17 protein-coding genes and 1 tRNA gene are annotated in these 15,802 nt (G+C 64.9%); 15 read left to right on the top strand and 3 right to left on the bottom strand.

Annotated elements, in window-relative coordinates:
- Nucleotides 1-35 precede the first annotated feature (35 nt).
- The 4 genes from U5N23_RS24200 to tatC all read left to right on the top strand — a co-directional run bounded on the left by U5N23_RS24200 (nt 36) and on the right by tatC (nt 2,091).
- Nucleotides 36-392 (top strand): histidine triad nucleotide-binding protein, encoded by a 357-nt coding sequence (locus U5N23_RS24200; protein WP_322595249.1) that lies wholly within the window; start codon nt 36-38, stop codon nt 390-392.
- 106 nt (nt 393-498) lie between these two features.
- Nucleotides 499-741 (top strand): Sec-independent protein translocase subunit TatA, encoded by a 243-nt coding sequence (gene tatA / locus U5N23_RS24195; RefSeq protein WP_057205028.1) that lies wholly within the window; start codon nt 499-501, stop codon nt 739-741.
- A gap of 22 nt (nt 742-763) precedes the next feature.
- Nucleotides 764-1,225, top strand: a complete 462-nt coding sequence (tatB, locus tag U5N23_RS24190) for a Sec-independent protein translocase protein TatB (RefSeq protein ID WP_322595248.1) — start codon at nt 764-766, stop codon at nt 1,223-1,225.
- A gap of 62 nt (nt 1,226-1,287) precedes the next feature.
- Nucleotides 1,288-2,091: a twin-arginine translocase subunit TatC gene (gene tatC, locus U5N23_RS24185; RefSeq protein WP_322595247.1), complete on the top strand. Its 804-nt coding sequence runs from the start codon at nt 1,288-1,290 to the stop codon at nt 2,089-2,091.
- Nucleotides 2,092-2,275: 184 nt separating this feature from the next.
- On the opposite strand, the gene U5N23_RS24180 is transcribed toward tatC, so the two are convergent.
- A complete protein-coding gene (locus U5N23_RS24180) occupies nt 2,276-3,439 on the bottom strand; it encodes a S1C family serine protease (protein WP_322595246.1) in 1,164 nt (387 codons plus the stop codon).
- A gap of 123 nt (nt 3,440-3,562) precedes the next feature.
- Here U5N23_RS24180 and U5N23_RS24175 point away from each other — a divergent pair, with 123 nt between their 5' ends.
- The gene (locus U5N23_RS24175; protein ID WP_322595245.1) at nt 3,563-4,321 is read left to right on the top strand and encodes a Nif3-like dinuclear metal center hexameric protein; all 759 of its coding nucleotides are present in this window, start codon (nt 3,563-3,565) and stop codon (nt 4,319-4,321) included.
- A complete protein-coding gene (gene pdxA / locus U5N23_RS24170; RefSeq protein WP_322595244.1) occupies nt 4,318-5,349 on the top strand; it encodes a 4-hydroxythreonine-4-phosphate dehydrogenase PdxA in 1,032 nt (343 codons plus the stop codon). The genes U5N23_RS24175 and pdxA overlap by 4 nt, the downstream gene beginning before the upstream one ends.
- A 10-nt stretch (nt 5,350-5,359) precedes the next feature.
- Here pdxA and mscL read toward each other — a convergent pair whose 3' ends face one another.
- Nucleotides 5,360-5,797, bottom strand: coding sequence for a large conductance mechanosensitive channel protein MscL (gene mscL, locus U5N23_RS24165; protein WP_322595243.1), 438 nt, complete (start codon nt 5,795-5,797; stop codon nt 5,360-5,362).
- A gap of 145 nt (nt 5,798-5,942) precedes the next feature.
- On the opposite strand from mscL, the gene petA reads away from it, so the two are divergent.
- From petA to U5N23_RS24135, 6 genes are all read left to right on the top strand, one after another.
- A complete protein-coding gene (gene petA, locus U5N23_RS24160) occupies nt 5,943-6,539 on the top strand; it encodes a ubiquinol-cytochrome c reductase iron-sulfur subunit (protein ID WP_007854498.1) in 597 nt (198 codons plus the stop codon).
- A gap of 13 nt (nt 6,540-6,552) precedes the next feature.
- Nucleotides 6,553-7,968, top strand: a complete 1,416-nt coding sequence (locus U5N23_RS24155; RefSeq protein WP_322595242.1) for a cytochrome bc complex cytochrome b subunit — start codon at nt 6,553-6,555, stop codon at nt 7,966-7,968.
- Between the two features lie 16 nt (nt 7,969-7,984).
- Entirely contained in the window at nt 7,985-8,740 is a 756-nt protein-coding gene (locus tag U5N23_RS24150; RefSeq protein ID WP_322595241.1) for a cytochrome c1, read from the top strand.
- A 103-nt stretch (nt 8,741-8,843) separates the two neighbouring features.
- Complete coding sequence (locus U5N23_RS24145) at nt 8,844-9,455, top strand: glutathione S-transferase N-terminal domain-containing protein (protein WP_007854512.1); 612 nt, start codon at nt 8,844-8,846, stop codon at nt 9,453-9,455.
- A gap of 44 nt (nt 9,456-9,499) precedes the next feature.
- Nucleotides 9,500-10,060, top strand: coding sequence for a ClpXP protease specificity-enhancing factor (locus U5N23_RS24140; protein WP_322595240.1), 561 nt, complete (start codon nt 9,500-9,502; stop codon nt 10,058-10,060).
- 59 nt (nt 10,061-10,119) lie between these two features.
- Nucleotides 10,120-10,195 (top strand) — tRNA-Thr (locus tag U5N23_RS24135).
- A 55-nt stretch (nt 10,196-10,250) separates the two neighbouring features.
- Here U5N23_RS24135 and U5N23_RS24130 read toward each other — a convergent pair.
- Entirely contained in the window at nt 10,251-10,550 is a 300-nt protein-coding gene (locus tag U5N23_RS24130; RefSeq protein WP_322595239.1) for a hypothetical protein, read from the bottom strand.
- A 32-nt stretch (nt 10,551-10,582) separates the two neighbouring features.
- Here U5N23_RS24130 and U5N23_RS24125 point away from each other — a divergent pair, with 32 nt between their 5' ends.
- The 3 genes from U5N23_RS24125 to argJ all read left to right on the top strand — a co-directional run bounded on the left by U5N23_RS24125 (nt 10,583) and on the right by argJ (nt 15,802).
- Nucleotides 10,583-11,563 (top strand): M23 family metallopeptidase, encoded by a 981-nt coding sequence (locus U5N23_RS24125; RefSeq protein WP_322595238.1) that lies wholly within the window; start codon nt 10,583-10,585, stop codon nt 11,561-11,563.
- A gap of 139 nt (nt 11,564-11,702) precedes the next feature.
- Complete coding sequence (gene secA / locus U5N23_RS24120) at nt 11,703-14,468, top strand: preprotein translocase subunit SecA (RefSeq protein WP_322595237.1); 2,766 nt, start codon at nt 11,703-11,705, stop codon at nt 14,466-14,468.
- Nucleotides 14,469-14,572: 104 nt separating this feature from the next.
- Nucleotides 14,573-15,802: a bifunctional glutamate N-acetyltransferase/amino-acid acetyltransferase ArgJ gene (gene argJ, locus U5N23_RS24115; protein WP_322595236.1), complete on the top strand. Its 1,230-nt coding sequence runs from the start codon at nt 14,573-14,575 to the stop codon at nt 15,800-15,802.

Raw genomic sequence — 15,802 nt, 5'->3', positions numbered from 1 at the left:
GGCAATGACATACCGCCTATTCCCATCCACCCACCATGCACGACCCGAACTGCCTTTTCTGCAAAATCATCGCGGGCCAGATTCCTTCGAAGAAGGTCCATGAAGACGATGACATGTTCGCCTTCCATGACATCCATCCGTGGGCCCCGGTGCACTTCCTGATGGTTCCCAAGGCGCATATCCCTTCCATGGCCCAGGTCACCGAGGCGCATGCCGGCGTGTTGGGGCGCATGATGGCGCTGGCGCCCAGGCTGGCCATGGAGCAGGGCTGCAACCCCTACCCGGAGGGCGGTTTTCGCATCGTGGTAAACACGGGGCTTGAAGGCGGGCAGGAAATCCACCATCTGCACATCCACGTGATGGGCGGTCCCCGCCCGTGGCTCAAAGGCTGACCCCAGCTGACGTTCTGCGGCGATAGACCCCTGTTTCGCCGCAGGGGGCGTGAACTCCGGTCACGGCCGGGGTCTAAAATGATTGCAATTCGTTAGGAGATTTTCCATGGGCTCTTTTTCCATCTGGCACTGGCTGATCGTGCTGTTGATCGTCGTCATGGTGTTCGGCACCAAGAAGCTCAAGAACATGGGTTCTGATCTGGGGGGCGCCGTCAAGGGCTTCAAGGACGGCATGAAGGACGGTTCCACGGCAGACAGCGGTGCTGTCAATCCTCCTGCGGGTCAGGTGACCAGCAGCCAGGCGGCCGACAAGACCACCATCGACGTCGAAGCCAAGCAAAAGAGCTGACCGCTGAACGGTCACCTGCTTCATGATTGATATTGGCCTGTCCAAGATGGCGCTGATCGGCGCCGTGGCGCTGATCGTCATCGGCCCCGAAAAGCTGCCGCGCGTGGCCCGCACGGTGGGTACCCTGCTGGGCAAGGCGCAGCGCTACGTGGCCGACGTCAAGTCCGAGGTCAACCGCTCCATGGAGCTCGACGAGCTGCGCAAGATGAAGGACACGGTGGAAGGCGCCGCACGCGACGTGCAGCAGTCCATCCAGACCGGTGCCAGCGAGTTCGAAAAGGACTGGGCCGCCGCAACGGACATGACCACCCCCGAGCCCTTCGAGACCTCGGTGGTGGTGCCTGCCTACAAGCACCCTGGCAAGAACTGGCGCCTCAAGCGCGGCGCCACACCCCAGTGGTACAAGTCGCGCAGCGGCGTGCGCACCAAGGCGCAGTCCGGCGCGGCGCGCGTTGCCCGTTACCGGCCCCAGAAATTCCATTGACGATGCCGCGCAGCCTCCGGTGCGCGCTGCATGGGTGGCCCCCACGCCCCTGAAAATCCAACATGTCCGAAACTCCCCCCAAAGAAGACGAACTGGCCGGCACCGAGCAGCCGTTCGTGCAGCACCTCATGGAACTGCGCGACCGGCTGGTCAAGGCCATCATCGCCATTGCCATCGCGGCGGCGATCCTGTTCTTCTTTCCCGGCCCTGGCGCGCTCTACGACTTTCTGGCGGCGCCTCTGGTGGCCCACCTGCCCAAGGGCGCCACGCTGATCGCCACCTCGGTGATCTCGCCCTTCATGGTGCCGCTCAAGATCCTGCTGATGTCGGCCTTCCTCATGGCGCTGCCCTTCGTGCTGTGGCAGGTCTGGGCCTTCGTGGCGCCGGGCCTGTACTCGCACGAGAAGAAGCTGGTGCTGCCGCTGGTGGTGTCCAGCACGCTGCTGTTCTTCATCGGCGTGGCGTTTTGCTATTACTTCGTGTTCGGGCAGGTATTTGCCTTCATCCAGAGCTTTGCACCCAAGAGCATCACGGCCGCGCCTGACATCGAGGCCTACCTGAGCTTCGTGCTCTCGATGTTCCTGGCCTTCGGCCTGGCATTCGAGGTGCCGATCGCGGTGGTGGTGCTGGCCCGCATGAACATCGTCAGCGTGGAAAAGCTCAAAAGCTTTCGCGGCTACTTCGTCGTGGGGGCGTTTGTCGTGGCGGCCATCGTGACGCCCCCGGACGTGGTGTCGCAGCTCGCGCTGGCCATTCCCATGTGCATCCTGTACGAGGTGGGCATCTGGGCCGCGCAGCTCTTCATCAAGCACACCAAGGCGCCGGAAGACGCCGAGAGCACGGCCTCGTCGTCCTCTTCCTCCTGACCGGATGCCATCCTTCCCGCGATGGGATGGATCCAAAAAAAAGCAACTGCAGCCAAGAGCGACAGTTGCTTTTTTTATGGGCATGAGTCTGGTAGCGGCCAACCTTTGAAGCCGGCGCGGTCATGCCAGTGCTCCCCTGTGCAAGCGCCGCCAATCTGCGGATGCGGCGGATTCGCCAGGGGGTCTACCTTCTCACGTTGCGTTGCGGCCGGGGGCGCAGGCCCGGGGTGATGTTCAGTTCGACCAGGGCATCGGCGCGCTTGACGTTGAAGGGGGCCGCCGTGCCGGGCTTGAGGGCCGCCACGGCGGTGAGCAGTTCGGAGACATTGCCCACGTTCTTGCCGTCCACCTTCACGATCACGTCACCCGGGCGCATGCCGGCCTGGGCCGCGGGGCCGTCCTGCAGCACGCCGGTGATGATCACGCCTTCGGAGGCCTTCACGCCGAAGGTTTCGGCCAGTTCGGGCGAGAGTTCGTTGGGCTCCACGCCGATCCAGCCGCGCGTGACCTGGCCGTCCTTGACGATGCCGTCGAGCACCAGGCGGGCCGTGGACACCGGGATGGCAAAGCCGATGCCCATGCTGCCGCCCGAGCGTGAGTAGATGGCGGTGTTGATGCCCAGCAGGTTGCCATTGACATCCACCAGCGCGCCGCCCGAGTTGCCGGGGTTGATGGCGGCGTCGGTCTGGATGAAGTTCTCGAAGGTGTTGATCCCGAGCTGGGTGCGGCCCAGTGCGCTGACGATGCCGCTGGTCACGGTCTGGCCGACGCCGAAGGGGTTGCCGATGGCCAGCACCTGGTCGCCCACGTCCAGGGTGTCCGAATTGCCCAGCACGATGACGGGCAGCTTGTCGAGTTCGATCCTGAGGATGGCCAGGTCGGTGTCGGGGTCGGTGCCGATCACGCGCGCGCGGGCGCGCCGGCTGTCGGTGAGGGTGACCTCGATCTCGTCGGCACCTTCCACCACATGGTTGTTGGTAAGGATGTAGCCGTCGGGGCTGATGATCACACCGCTGCCCAGGCCGGCCTGCTGCTGCTGGCTGTTGTTGCCTTGGTCGCCAAAGAAGAACTGGAACCAGGGGTCGTTGCTGCGCGGATGGCGCACGGCCTTGCTGGTGTTGATGCTCACCACGGCCGGCGCGGCCTTGCGCGCTGCGGCGCTGAAGCTGCCGGCGGCAGGCTGCTGGCCCGTGGCCGAGGTGTTGGCGGGGGCCTCGATCAGCGCGATGCCCGCGCCCGAGCGCACCGTGCCGTGCCCCAGCCAGCCAGGCTGGAGGGTGGCCACGACGAAATAGGCCGCGACGAGCACCGTCACGGTTTGGGAAAACAGCAGCCAGAGTCGCTTCATGGGTTGGATGGGGAAAGCATCGCAGGGGAATGTGCGCGCACGGCGCGGGAATGGCAGCATTGTCCTCCATGCGTGCCGCTGGAGGTTGTGGGCGTGGTGCCGCACCCGCGCGACAATAGGCCTATGAGCATTTCCCGGCCCCAACTTCTGCAGGCGTTCGATGCGCTGCTGCAGCCCGCGCGCTTCAAGGACTACGGCCCCAACGGCCTGCAGGTGGAGGGCAAGGCAGACATCGCCCGCATCGTGAGCGGCGTGACGGCCAGCCGCGCGCTGATCGAAGCCGCCATCGATGCGCGGGCGGATGCGATCTTCGTGCACCACGGCCTTTTCTGGCGCGGGCAGGACGGCCGCGTGGTGGGCTGGATGAAACAGCGCCTGCAGCTGCTGCTGGCGCACGACATCAACCTGTTCGCCTACCACCTGCCGCTCGATGCCCATCCCGAGCTGGGCAACAACGCGCAGCTCGGCCGGGTGCTGGGCCTGGCGGCCGATGCGCGTTTTGGCGAGCAGGACCTGGGTTGCGTGGCCAGCGCGCAGTTCACCGATGGCCAGGCTTTGGCCGACCATGTGGCCGGGGCCCTCGGCCGCACCGTGACGCTGGTGCAACCTCCGGGGGCGTTGCAGCGGCCGATTCGCCGCGTGGCCTGGTGCACGGGCGGGGCGCAGGGCTATTTCGAGCCGGCCATCGCTGCCGGTGCCGATGCCTTCATCACCGGCGAAATCTCCGAACCCCAGGCGCACCTGGCGCGCGAGACGGGGGTATGCTTCATCGCGGCGGGCCACCATGCAACGGAGCGCTACGGCGCCCCGGCGGTGGCCGCGCATGTGGCGCAGCAGGCGGGTGTGGAGCATGTCTTCATCGAGGTGGACAACCCCGCATGAGCACCGCCATCGCCATTACGCAGGGCGATCCCGCCGGGATCGGTCCCGAAATCATTGCCAAGGCCTTCCGCGATGCACCAGATGATCTGCGCGGCTGCTTCGTGGTGGGCGATGTGGCCACGCTGCGCCGGGCGGCGCAGTGCATCGAGCGCCCCGGCATGCCGTCGCTGCCGGTGGCGCTGATCGAGGCGCCGGAGCAGGCCCTGCAGGTGCCTGTGCGCTGTGTGCCGGTGCTGCCGTTGCCGGGGCTGCCCGGGCCGCAGCCCTGGGGCCATATCGGCGCCGAGGCCGGCCGCGCTGCTGCCGAATGCGTGGTGTGGGCGGCGCGCGGCGCGTTGCGCGGCGACGTGGCCGCGCTGGTCACTGCGCCGCTGCACAAGGAGGCGTTGTCGGCCGCTGGCGTGGACTACCCCGGCCATACGGAACTGCTGCAGGCCGAGGCAGCGCGGCACCGGGGCGTGCCCTTGGCCGCCATGCCGGTGCGCATGATGCTTGCCAGCGACGAGTTGCGCACGGTGCTGGTCAGCATCCACATGTCGCTGCGCGACGCCATCGATGCCGTGACCCCCGCCAACCTTGCACAGACGCTGCAGATCACCCATGCCGCCCTGCTGCGCACCCTGGGCCGCGCGCCGCGCATCGGTGTGGCGGGGCTCAATCCGCACGCGGGCGAGGGCGGCCTGTTCGGCCGGGAGGAAGTGGACACCATCGCCCCGGCCATCGCGACGGCGAGGGCGCAAGGCATGGACGTGCACGGCCCCTTCGCGCCCGACACGGTGTTCATGCGCGCGCGCCATGTGCCCGGCCACCCAGGCGAGTTCGATGTGGTGGTGGCCATGTACCACGACCAGGGCCTGATCCCCGTGAAGTACCTGGGGGTGGACAAGGGCGTGAACGTGACGCTGGGCCTGCCGCTGGTGCGCACCAGCCCCGACCATGGCACGGCCTTCGACATCGCCGGCCAGGGCATCGCCGACGCCAGCAGCCTGGTGGAGGCCGTGCGCATGGCCCGCCAACTGGCGCGATAGCGCCGGATGCTCAGGGCTGGCGGTTCCTGAGGCTGTCGCGGATTTCGCGCAGCAGCGCGATGTCTTCGGGCGGCGCGGCCGGAGCAGCGGGTGCCGCCGGGGTTTCGCGCTTGAGGCGGTTGATCTGCTTGATCATCATGAAGATGATGAACGCGAGGATGATGAAGTTCACTGCCACGGTGATGAAGTTGCCGTAGGCGAACACCGGCACGCCGGCCTTCTTGAGGGCGTCCAGCGTCATGGCCGTTCCGGCGGGCACATTGCCCAGCACGACGAACAGATTGGAAAAATCGAGTTTGCCGAACACCAGCCCGACCACGGGCAGGATCAGGTCGGACACGACCGAATCCACGATCTTGCCGAAGGCGCCGCCGATGATGACCCCCACGGCCAGGTCGATCACGTTGCCCTTGACCGCAAATTCCCGGAACTCTTGTGCAATGCCCATGGATAACCCCTCTTGATAATAGACAAGAAGGCGAGTATTGCCCAGGTCTGCCCCCTGTCAAGGCGGAGTGTCCGCCTGCAATGACCCTTTTCACTCCGCTACAATTCGCGGTTGACCCCAATAGCGATGTACATCGAGGATCCCCATGAGTGACACCCCAATCGACTCCAGCAAGCGGACGTGGCTGATTGCGTCCGGCTGTGCTGGTGCGGTGGGCGGCGTGGCAACCGCCGTTCCTTTCGTGAGTACCTTCCAGCCTTCCGAGCGGGCCAAGGCTGCAGGTGCGGCCGTCGAGGTGGACATCTCCGCGCTCAAACCCGGAGAAAAAGTCACCGTGGAGTGGCGCGGCAAGCCCGTCTGGATCGTCAAGCGCACGCCCGAGCAGCTCGCCGAGCTGCCCAAGCTCGATGGCCAGCTGGCGGATCCCAAGTCCGAGCGCAAGCCCTCGGAACTGACGCCCGAATACGCCCGCAACGAAGCGCGCTCCATCAAGCCCGAGATCCTGGTGGCGGTGGGCATCTGCTCGCACCTGGGGTGCTCGCCGTCGGACAAGTTCCAGACGGGCGCGCAGGCCTCGCTGCCCGACGACTGGAAGGGCGGGTTCCTGTGCCCATGCCACGGCTCCACCTTCGACATGGCCGGCCGTGTGTTCAAGAACAAGCCGGCCCCGGACAACCTGGAAGTGCCGCCCCACATGTACCTGTCGGAGACCCGCCTCCTGATCGGTGAAGACAAGGCTTGAGGGATACAAGAACATGGCCCACGAATTCAAGGAAATCTCCCCCAACGCCTCGGCTGGCGCGAAGGTCACCAACTGGTTCGAGAACCGGTTTCCGACCGCCTTCGATGCCTACCGCGTGCACATGTCGGAGTACTACGCGCCGAAGAACTTCAACTTCTGGTACATCTTCGGCTCGCTGTCGCTGCTGGTGCTGGTGATCCAGATCGTCACCGGGATCTTCCTGGTGATGCACTACAAGCCCGATGCGGCCAAGGCCTTCGAGTCGGTCGAGTACATCATGCGCGACGTGCCCTGGGGCTGGCTGATCCGCTACATGCACTCCACGGGGGCTTCGGCCTTCTTCGTGGTGGTCTATCTGCACATGTTCCGCGGGCTCATCTACGGCAGCTACCGCAAGCCGCGCGAGCTGGTGTGGGTGTTCGGCTGCGCGATCTTCCTGTGCCTGATGGCCGAGGCTTTCATGGGCTACCTGCTGCCCTGGGGCCAGATGTCGTACTGGGGCGCGCAGGTGATCGTGAACCTGTTCGCCGCGATTCCCTTCGTCGGCCCGGACCTGGCGCTGCTGATCCGCGGTGACTACGTGGTGGGCGATGCGACGCTGAACCGCTTCTTCAGCTTCCACGTGATCGCCGTGCCGCTGGTGCTGCTGGGCCTGGTGGTCGCCCACTTGCTGGCGCTGCACGACGTGGGCTCCAACAACCCCGACGGCGTGGAGATCAAGGGCCCCAAGGCGCCCAAGGATGCGAACGGCAAGCCGCTGGATGGCGTGCCCTTCCACCCTTACTACACGGTGCATGACATCTTCGGTGTCTGCGTGTTCCTGATGGCCTTCACGGCGGTGATCTTCTTCGCCCCCGAGTTCGGCGGCTACTTCCTCGAATACAACAACTTCATCCCGGCCGATCCGCTGAAGACGCCTGCGCACATCGCGCCGGTCTGGTACTTCACGCCGTTCTACTCGATGCTGCGCGCCATCACCAGCGAGATGATGTACGCGCTGATCCTGTGCGTGGTGGGTGGCGCCGTGCTGGCTTCGGTCAAGCTCAAGATCCCGAGCTTCATCAAGGCCGGTGCCGTGGTCGCCGCCCTGGTGGTGGCCGCGCTGATGCTGGCCATCGACGCCAAGTTCTGGGGCGTGGTGGTGATGGGTGGTGCCGTGATCATCCTGTTCTTCCTGCCATGGCTGGACTACAGCCCGGTCAAGTCGATCCGCTACCGTCCCGACTGGCACAAGTACCTGTACGGCATCTTCGTGCTCAACTTCCTGATCCTGGGTTACCTGGGTGTGCAGCCGCCGTCGCCGATCGGTGAGCGCGTCTCGCAGGTGGGTACGCTGTTCTACTTCGGCTTCTTCATCCTGATGCCCTGGTGGAGCCGCCTGGGCACGCCCAAGCCCGTGCCTGACCGTGTGACCTTTGCCGCGCACTGAGCGGGAGACAAGAACAATGAAGAAACTCATCCTCACGCTGATCGCAGCCCTGGGCATTGTTTCGGGTGCGCAGGCCGCCGAAGGCGGCATTGCCTGGGACAAGGCGCCCAACAAGACCAATGACCTGGCATCGCTGCAAAATGGCGCCAAGATCTTCGTCAACTACTGCCTGAGCTGCCACTCGGCGGCGTTCATGCGCTACAACCGCCTCAAGGACATCGGCCTGACCGAGCAGGAGATCAAGGACAACCTGCTGTTCGCGACCGACAAGGTCGGCGAGACCATGAAGGCGTCCATCGATCCCAAGCAGGCCAAGGAATGGTTCGGTGCCAACCCGCCCGACCTGACCGTGATCGCGCGTTCGCGCGCCGGCCATGGCGGCACGGGTGCGGACTACCTGTACACCTTCCTGCGCACCTTCTACCGCGACGAGACCAAGGCCACGGGCTGGAACAACCTGGCTTTCCCGAGCGTGGGCATGCCGCACGTGCTGTGGGAGATGCAGGGCGACCGCCGCCCGGTCTTCGAGGAGCACGAAAGCCATGGCCACAAGACCCAGGTCTTCAAGGGCTGGCAGCAGGTGACCCCTGGAACGGTGACGCCTTTGCAGTTCGAACAGAATATCGGCGATCTCGTGAGCTACCTGCAATGGATGGGTGAGCCCGCGCAGAACACCCGCATCCGCGTCGGTGTCTGGGTGCTGCTCTTCCTGGGTGTGTTCACGGTCATTGCCTGGAGACTGAACGCAGCGTTCTGGAAAGACGTCAAGTAACACGCCGGATCCACATGCCACACCCCTTCGCGGGGTGCGGCGGGGTCTTTACAGAGTGGGCGCTTTTGGCTCCCACTCTTTTGATTTTTAGGAGCCTCACACCATGATGGTGCTTTACTCGGGAACGACCTGTCCCTTCTCCCACCGCTGCCGCTTCGTCCTGTTCGAAAAGGGCATGGACTTCGAAATCCGCGATGTGGACCTGTACAACAAGCCCGAAGACATCAGCGTGATGAATCCCTACGGCCAGGTGCCCATCCTGGTCGAGCGCGACCTGATCCTGTACGAGTCGAACATCATCAACGAGTACATCGACGAGCGCTTCCCGCACCCGCAGCTGATGCCCGGTGACCCGGTGGACCGTGCCCGCGTGCGCCTGTTCCTGCTCAACTTCGAGAAGGAACTGTTCGTGCACGTGAACATCCTGGAGTCGCGCGCGACCAAGGGCAACGAGAAGGCGCTGGAAAAGGCACGCGCCCACATCCGTGACCGCCTGACGCAACTGGCACCCGTGTTCCTCAAGAACAAGTACATGCTGGGCGACAACTTCTCCATGCTGGATGTGGCCATTGCCCCGCTGCTGTGGCGCCTGGACTACTATGGCATCGACCTGAGCAAGAATGCCGCCCCGCTGCTCAAGTACGCCGAGCGCATTTTCTCGCGCCCTGCCTACATCGAAGCGCTGACGCCCTCCGAAAAGGTCATGCGCAAGTAATGCGCGTGCGCCATCGTCCGTCCCAGAACGCCTGCCTCTAGCCCATGAATGCCACGGAATCCACGTCCACACGCCCCTACCTGATCCGCGCCCTGTACGAATGGTGCACGGACAACGGGCTCACGCCCTATGTGGCGGTGCGGGTGGACGATTCCGTGCAGGTGCCGCGCGAGTATGTCAACGATGGCGAGATCGTGCTCAATATCAGCTACGACGCCACCAGTGCGCTGCAGCTGGGCAATGATTTCATCGAGTTCAAGGCCCGCTTTGGCGGCAAGCCGCGCGAGATCCTGGTGCCTGTGGGCCGGGTGATTGCGATCTATGCGCGCGAGAACGGGCAGGGCATGGCGTTTCCGCCGCCGGTGGACAACCTGGTGGGCGGCGCCCAGCCGCAGGGCGTTTCGGCCCCGGCTTCGGCGCCTGCCGAGCTGTCCCAGGTGCCGGTGGCCGTGCCCCCGACGGCCGCACCATCGCCCGGGGATGACCGGGTGGTCCACCTGGTGCCGGGGGAGTCCTCCTCCGCCGCAGATGGCGGGGATGGCAATCCACCGCGTCCATCGCCCTCCGGCGGTGGCAGCCGCCCAGCGCTCAAGCGCGTGAAATAGGGCGGCACACCCCCTGGTTCATTTTTCGGGCTGTTTTTGCAGGATAAAATCCAGCCTTCGCCGGTTTAGCTCAGTTGGTAGAGCACCCGCCTTGTAAGCGGTAGGTCATCAGTTCGATTCCGATAACCGGCACCATCTTTTGCCCCTTTTTTCGTCCATTCGCTGAGCCTGGCAGGGCATCGCCTGTTTTTCAGGTTTGAACTTTCAGCCGAATGGAGTTAACCTCCCACCCCCGGCTGCGCAAGTGCGCCTGCAATGCAGGCAGCAGTTGTCGGATCTTGGCCGCGGCGGCATTGCTCTTGACCAGCAGGCACCAGGTGGACCCATCGATGGGGCCCGCCTGGACGGACTGGCGCAGGCCGGCAGGTAACAACAATTCAATGGCCTTGAGCCGTTCGCTGGAGTCGCGTGTCAATGCGGTCAGCATGTGCAGCGTGGGGGATTCCGCGCTGGCTTGCTGCAGGGTGACGGCGTGGTGGCGGCGGGTCATGGGGATGCGCCGGTGGGCGTGGAGATGTCGTAGTGCACCTGATTATCACGGACGCCCGTTTGGCGCGCAGCCGCGCCATTCACCTTTCCGGGGCTCGCCTTCTGCTGGCGGGCCTGGTTCTTTCCCTGGGACTCATGGTCACGGCCGCTGGGCTCTACCACTGGGTCTTCCTCAAGGGCGCGCGCGAGGGCTGGCCAGTCTTCGGTACGCTGGTGCGCCTGGTGGTGAAGGACGAGTTCGCCGAGCGCGACCGCTTCATGCGCGTCAACCTCGATGCCATGGCCAAGCGCGTCGGAGAGATGCAGGCGCGCATGGTGCAGCTTGAGTCTCTGGGCGAGCGCGTGCTGGGCCTGGCCGGCATGCCTGCCACGGAGCTGCGCAGCGACGGACGCGGCGGCGCCTTGGTGAGTGCCCACAACCTGAGCATGGAAGAGCTGCAGGCCACGCTCGACGACCTGGAGCGCCTGACCAACCAGCGCGTGGACCTGATGACAGTGATGGAATCGCGCCTGTTCGACCAGCACATCCGCAAGAAGATGGTTCCCACGCATGCGCCTGTGGCGGGAAAGCAGCCCGGCTCTTCCTTCGGCTGGCGCATCGACCCGATCACCGGGCAGTCGGCCCTGCACACCGGGCTCGATTTCCAGGCGGACACCGGCACGGCCATCCTGGCCGCCGCCGGCGGCGTGGTCGTGACACAGGAATACCACTCCGCCTACGGCAACATGATCGAGGTGGACCATGGCAACCAGTTGGTGACACGCTATGCCCACGCCTCGCGTACCCTGGTAAAGCGAGGGGACATCGTCAAACGTGGGCAGAAGATCGCGGAGGTGGGCACCACCGGCCGCTCCACCGGACCGCACCTGCACTTCGAGGTGCTGGTGCAGGGGGTTTTCCAGGACCCGCAGAAGTTTCTCAGTGCCGGCAGCGCCGTCGCGGGAGGCCAGCTTGCCACGGCGCAAAGGCCGGGCCTGGTGGCGGCTTCCGGCAGTCCTGCTGCAGGCAGGTAAAATCGCGGGTCCGGCGTTCGCGGCCCTGGGTAGTGCAGTCCTTGCAATACCGGGCGGCGGACCCAACTGATCTCAATTCATCTTAGGGGTTTCGGTCGCTTCGCGCGCTGATTGCAGCGGGTGGGGCGGTCCTGTTCGCATGGCCACCAACTTCCTTACCAAACTATTCGGCAGCCGCAATGACCGGCTTCTCAAGCAGTACCGCAAGACGGTCTCCCGCATCAATGCGATGGAGCCCGACTACGAGAAGCTGACGGACGAGGCGCTTCGCGCCAAGACGCAGGAGTTCAAGGACCGGGTGGCCAAGGGCGAGTCGCTGGACGATATCCTGCCCGAGGCGTTTGCGGTGGTGCGCGAGGGCTCCAAGCGCATCATGAAGATGCGCCACTTCGACGTGCAATTGCTCGGTGGCATGGCGCTGCACTTCGGCAAGATCGCCGAAATGCGCACCGGCGAAGGCAAGACCCTGACCGCCACGCTGCCGGTGTACCTGAATGCGCTGTCCGACAAGGGCGTGCACGTGGTCACCGTGAACGACTACCTGGCCAACCGCGATGCGCAGTGGATGGGCCGGCTGTACAACTTCCTGGGCCTGACGGTGGGCATCAACCTGCCCAACATGCCCCGCGAGGAAAAGCAGGCCGCCTACCGCGCCGACATCACCTACGGCACGAACAACGAGTACGGTTTCGACTACCTGCGCGACAACATGGTCTACGAGGCCGCCGACCGCGTGCAGCAGGGCCTGAACTTCGCGATCGTCGACGAGGTGGACTCGATCCTGATCGATGAAGCGCGCACGCCCCTGATCATCAGCGGCCAGGCCGAAGACCACACGGCCATGTACATCGCCATGAACAAGGTGGTGCCGCTCCTGGTTCGCCAGGAAGGCGAAGCTGATCCGCGCACCGGCGAAGGCGTGACCAAGCCCGGCGACTTCACGCTCGACGAGAAGACCCACCAGGTGTTCCTGACCGAACAGGGCCATGAAAGCGCCGAGCGCATCCTGGCCAGCCACGGTCTGATCGCCGAAGGCGCCTCGGTGTACGACCCCGCCAACATCACGCTGATGCACCACCTGTACGCAGCGCTGCGTGCCAACCACCTGTACCACCGTGACCAGCACTACGTGGTGCAGAACGGCGAGATCGTGATCGTCGACGAATTCACCGGCCGCCTGATGTCGGGCCGCCGCTGGAGCGAAGGCCTGCACCAGGCTGTGGAAGCCAAGGAAGGCGTGAACATCCAGGCCGAGAACCAGACCCTGGCCTCGATCACCTTCCAGAACTATTTCCGCCTGTACAACAAGCTCGCGGGCATGACCGGCACGGCCGACACCGAAGCCTACGAGTTCCAGGAAATCTACGGCCTGGAAACCACGGTGATCCCGCCGAACCGCCCGAGCCGCCGCGACGACCAGCTCGACCGCGTCTACAAGACCACGCGCGAGAAATACGAAGCCGCGATCAAGGACATCCGCGAATGCCATGAGCGTGGCCAGCCAGTGCTGGTGGGCACGACGTCGATCGAGAACTCCGAGATTATCGACCAGTTGCTCAACAAGGAAGGCCTGCCACACCAGGTGCTCAACGCCAAGCAGCATGCCCGCGAGGCCGACATCGTGGCCCAGGCCGGGCGTGCCGGCATGATCACCATCGCCACCAACATGGCAGGGCGCGGTACCGACATCGTGCTGGGCGGCAACATCGAGAAGCTGATCGCTGCCGTCGAAGCCGACGAGGCGCTGGACGAGGCCGGTCGCGCGGCCCAGATCGCCCAGTTGCGCGCCGACTGGTCCGTGGACCACGAGAAGATCAAGGCCCTGGGTGGCCTGCGCATCATCGCCACCGAGCGCCATGAGTCGCGCCGCATCGACAACCAGCTGCGTGGCCGCTCGGGCCGCCAGGGCGATCCCGGCTCCTCGCGTTTTTACCTGAGCCTGGACGATTCGCTGATGCGCATCTTTGCGGGCGACCGCGTCAAGGCCATCATGGACCGCCTGAAGATGCCCGATGGCGAGGCCATCGAAGCGGGCATCGTGACCCGCAGCATCGAGTCGGCCCAGCGCAAGGTGGAAGCGCGCAACTTCGACATCCGCAAGCAATTGCTGGAATACGACGACGTGGCCAACGACCAGCGCAAGGTGATCTACCAGCAGCGCAACGACATCCTCGATGCCTCGGAGCTGTCGGACGTGATTGCCGCCATGCGCGACGACTGCATGACCGATCTGGTGCGCCAGTACGTGCCTGCCGAGTCGGTGGAAGAGCAATGGGATATCCCCACGCTGCAGAAGGTGCTGGCCGACGAATGGCAGGTCGACATCGACCTCAAGGCCATCGTAGAGGGTGCGAGCGCCATCACCGACGACGAGATCCTGGAAAAGGTGGTGCAGGCCGCCCAGGCCGCGTTCGAGGCCAAGGTGGAGCAGGTCGGCCGCGAGAACTTCACGCAGTTCGAACGCGTGGTGCTGCTGCAGAACTTCGACTCCAACTGGCGCGACCACCTGAGCTCGCTCGACTACCTGCGCCAGGGCATCCACCTGCGCGGCTATGCGCAAAAGCAGCCCAAGCAGGAGTACAAGCGCGAAGCCTTCGAGCTGTTCCGCCAGTTGATCGACCAGGTCAAGAACGAAGTCACCAAGGTGCTGATGACCGTGCAGGTGCAGTCGCAGGCCCAGCTCGATCAGGCCGCGCAGGACATGGAAAGCCGGGCCGAGAGCATTGCCAACGTGACCTACACGGCGCCCACCGAGACCGGCGAGGTGGAAACCACGCTGGAGCAGCGCCAGGCCACAGGTGCCCGCGAGCTGCCCTTGCCCGAAGGCGTGCGCGTGTCGCGCAACGACCCTTGTCCTTGCGGCAGCGGCAAGAAGTACAAGGCGTGCCACGGCAAGCTGGCCTGATCTTCTGACGTACACAACACGGGCTTCGGCCCGTGTTTTCATTGGCGCGCCACGGTTTTCCGGATAATCGGACGCAAGTTTTCCTTCAAGAAAGAGCTTCTCCCATGCCCGTCCATCTTCTTGCCCCCGTTGCCGCCGATCTGCATGCGATTGCCGGTGTTCGTATTGGTGTTGCCGAAGCCGGTGTCCGCAAGGCCAACCGCAAGGATCTCACGGTGTTCCTGATCGACGAGGGCGCCAGCGTGGCAGGGGTGTTCACCCAGAACCGTTTTTGCGCTGCGCCGGTGCAAGTCGGCCGCGAGCACCTGGCGGGCGGCCAGGCGATTCGCGCGATGGTGATCAATACCGGCAATGCCAACGCCGGCACCGGTGCCGACGGCCTGGCGCGTGCCCGTGCCACCTGCGTGGCCATGGCACGCCAGCTGAACGTGGCGCCCGAGCAGGTGCTGCCGTTCTCCACCGGCGTGATCATGGAGTCGCTGCCGGTGGACCGCATCGAGGCCGGCCTGCCAGCGGCCATCGCCGATGCGCAGCCCGACCACTGGGCCCGCGCCGCCGAAGGCATCATGACCACCGACACGCTGCCCAAGGCCTTTTCGGCCCAGGTGCAGATTGCGGGCACGACGGTGTCCATCACCGGCATCAGCAAGGGCGCTGGCATGATCCGTCCGAACATGGCCACGATGCTGGGCTTCATGGCCACGGATGCGGCGGTGCACCCCTCGGTGATGCAGCAACTGGCGCGCGAACTGGCCGATGGCTCGTTCAACCGCGTGACGATCGACGGCGACACATCGACCAACGATTCCTTCGTGGTCGTGGCCACGAACAAGGCGGCGCATCCCCCCATCACCGACCTGGCCAGTGCCGAAGGCAAGGCTTTGCAGGCCGCCATGCTGCAGGTGGCGCAGAAGCTGGCCCAGGCCATCGTGCGCGACGGCGAAGGTGCCACCAAGTTCATCACGGTGCGTGTTGAAGGCGGCAAGACCGGCGACGAGTGCCGCAAGGTGGCCTATGCCATCGCCCATTCGCCCCTGGTCAAGACGGCCTTCTTCGCCAGTGACCCGAACCTGGGCCGCATCCTGGCAGCCGTGGGCTACGCTGGCATCGACGACCTGGACCAGACCGGGATCGATCTGTACCTGGACGACGTGCATGTGGCCGTGAAGGGGGGGCGCAACCCGGCCTACCGCGAGGAAGACGGCCAGCGCGTGATGAAGCAAAGCGAGATCACCGTGCGCGTGCTGCTGGGCCGGGGTGATGCGGTCGACACCGTGTGGACCTGCGACTTCAGCCATGAATACGTGACCATCAACGCGGACTATCGTTCCTGA

Origin of the sequence: Acidovorax sp., assembly GCF_034519795.1 — a bacterium.
GTDB lineage: Bacteria > Pseudomonadota > Gammaproteobacteria > Burkholderiales > Burkholderiaceae_C > Acidovorax.
This window is presented reverse-complemented; position numbering and strand designations above follow the sequence as displayed.

What these genes read in the sequence shown, in the direction of transcription:
- U5N23_RS24200 (WP_322595249.1), top strand. Translation starts at nt 36, where the DNA reads ATGCACGACCCGAACTGCCTTTTCTGCAAAATCATCGCGGGCCAGATT.
- tatA (WP_057205028.1), top strand. Translation starts at nt 499, where the DNA reads ATGGGCTCTTTTTCCATCTGGCACTGGCTGATCGTGCTGTTGATCGTC.
- tatB (WP_322595248.1), top strand. Translation starts at nt 764, where the DNA reads ATGATTGATATTGGCCTGTCCAAGATGGCGCTGATCGGCGCCGTGGCG.
- tatC (WP_322595247.1), top strand. Translation starts at nt 1,288, where the DNA reads ATGTCCGAAACTCCCCCCAAAGAAGACGAACTGGCCGGCACCGAGCAG.
- U5N23_RS24180 (WP_322595246.1), bottom strand. Translation starts at nt 3,439, where the DNA reads ATGAAGCGACTCTGGCTGCTGTTTTCCCAAACCGTGACGGTGCTCGTC.
- U5N23_RS24175 (WP_322595245.1), top strand. Translation starts at nt 3,563, where the DNA reads ATGAGCATTTCCCGGCCCCAACTTCTGCAGGCGTTCGATGCGCTGCTG.
- pdxA (WP_322595244.1), top strand. Translation starts at nt 4,318, where the DNA reads ATGAGCACCGCCATCGCCATTACGCAGGGCGATCCCGCCGGGATCGGT.
- mscL (WP_322595243.1), bottom strand. Translation starts at nt 5,797, where the DNA reads ATGGGCATTGCACAAGAGTTCCGGGAATTTGCGGTCAAGGGCAACGTG.
- petA (WP_007854498.1), top strand. Translation starts at nt 5,943, where the DNA reads ATGAGTGACACCCCAATCGACTCCAGCAAGCGGACGTGGCTGATTGCG.
- U5N23_RS24155 (WP_322595242.1), top strand. Translation starts at nt 6,553, where the DNA reads ATGGCCCACGAATTCAAGGAAATCTCCCCCAACGCCTCGGCTGGCGCG.
- U5N23_RS24150 (WP_322595241.1), top strand. Translation starts at nt 7,985, where the DNA reads ATGAAGAAACTCATCCTCACGCTGATCGCAGCCCTGGGCATTGTTTCG.
- U5N23_RS24145 (WP_007854512.1), top strand. Translation starts at nt 8,844, where the DNA reads ATGATGGTGCTTTACTCGGGAACGACCTGTCCCTTCTCCCACCGCTGC.
- U5N23_RS24140 (WP_322595240.1), top strand. Translation starts at nt 9,500, where the DNA reads ATGAATGCCACGGAATCCACGTCCACACGCCCCTACCTGATCCGCGCC.
- U5N23_RS24130 (WP_322595239.1), bottom strand. Translation starts at nt 10,550, where the DNA reads ATGACCCGCCGCCACCACGCCGTCACCCTGCAGCAAGCCAGCGCGGAA.
- secA (WP_322595237.1), top strand. Translation starts at nt 11,703, where the DNA reads ATGGCCACCAACTTCCTTACCAAACTATTCGGCAGCCGCAATGACCGG.
- argJ (WP_322595236.1), top strand. Translation starts at nt 14,573, where the DNA reads ATGCCCGTCCATCTTCTTGCCCCCGTTGCCGCCGATCTGCATGCGATT.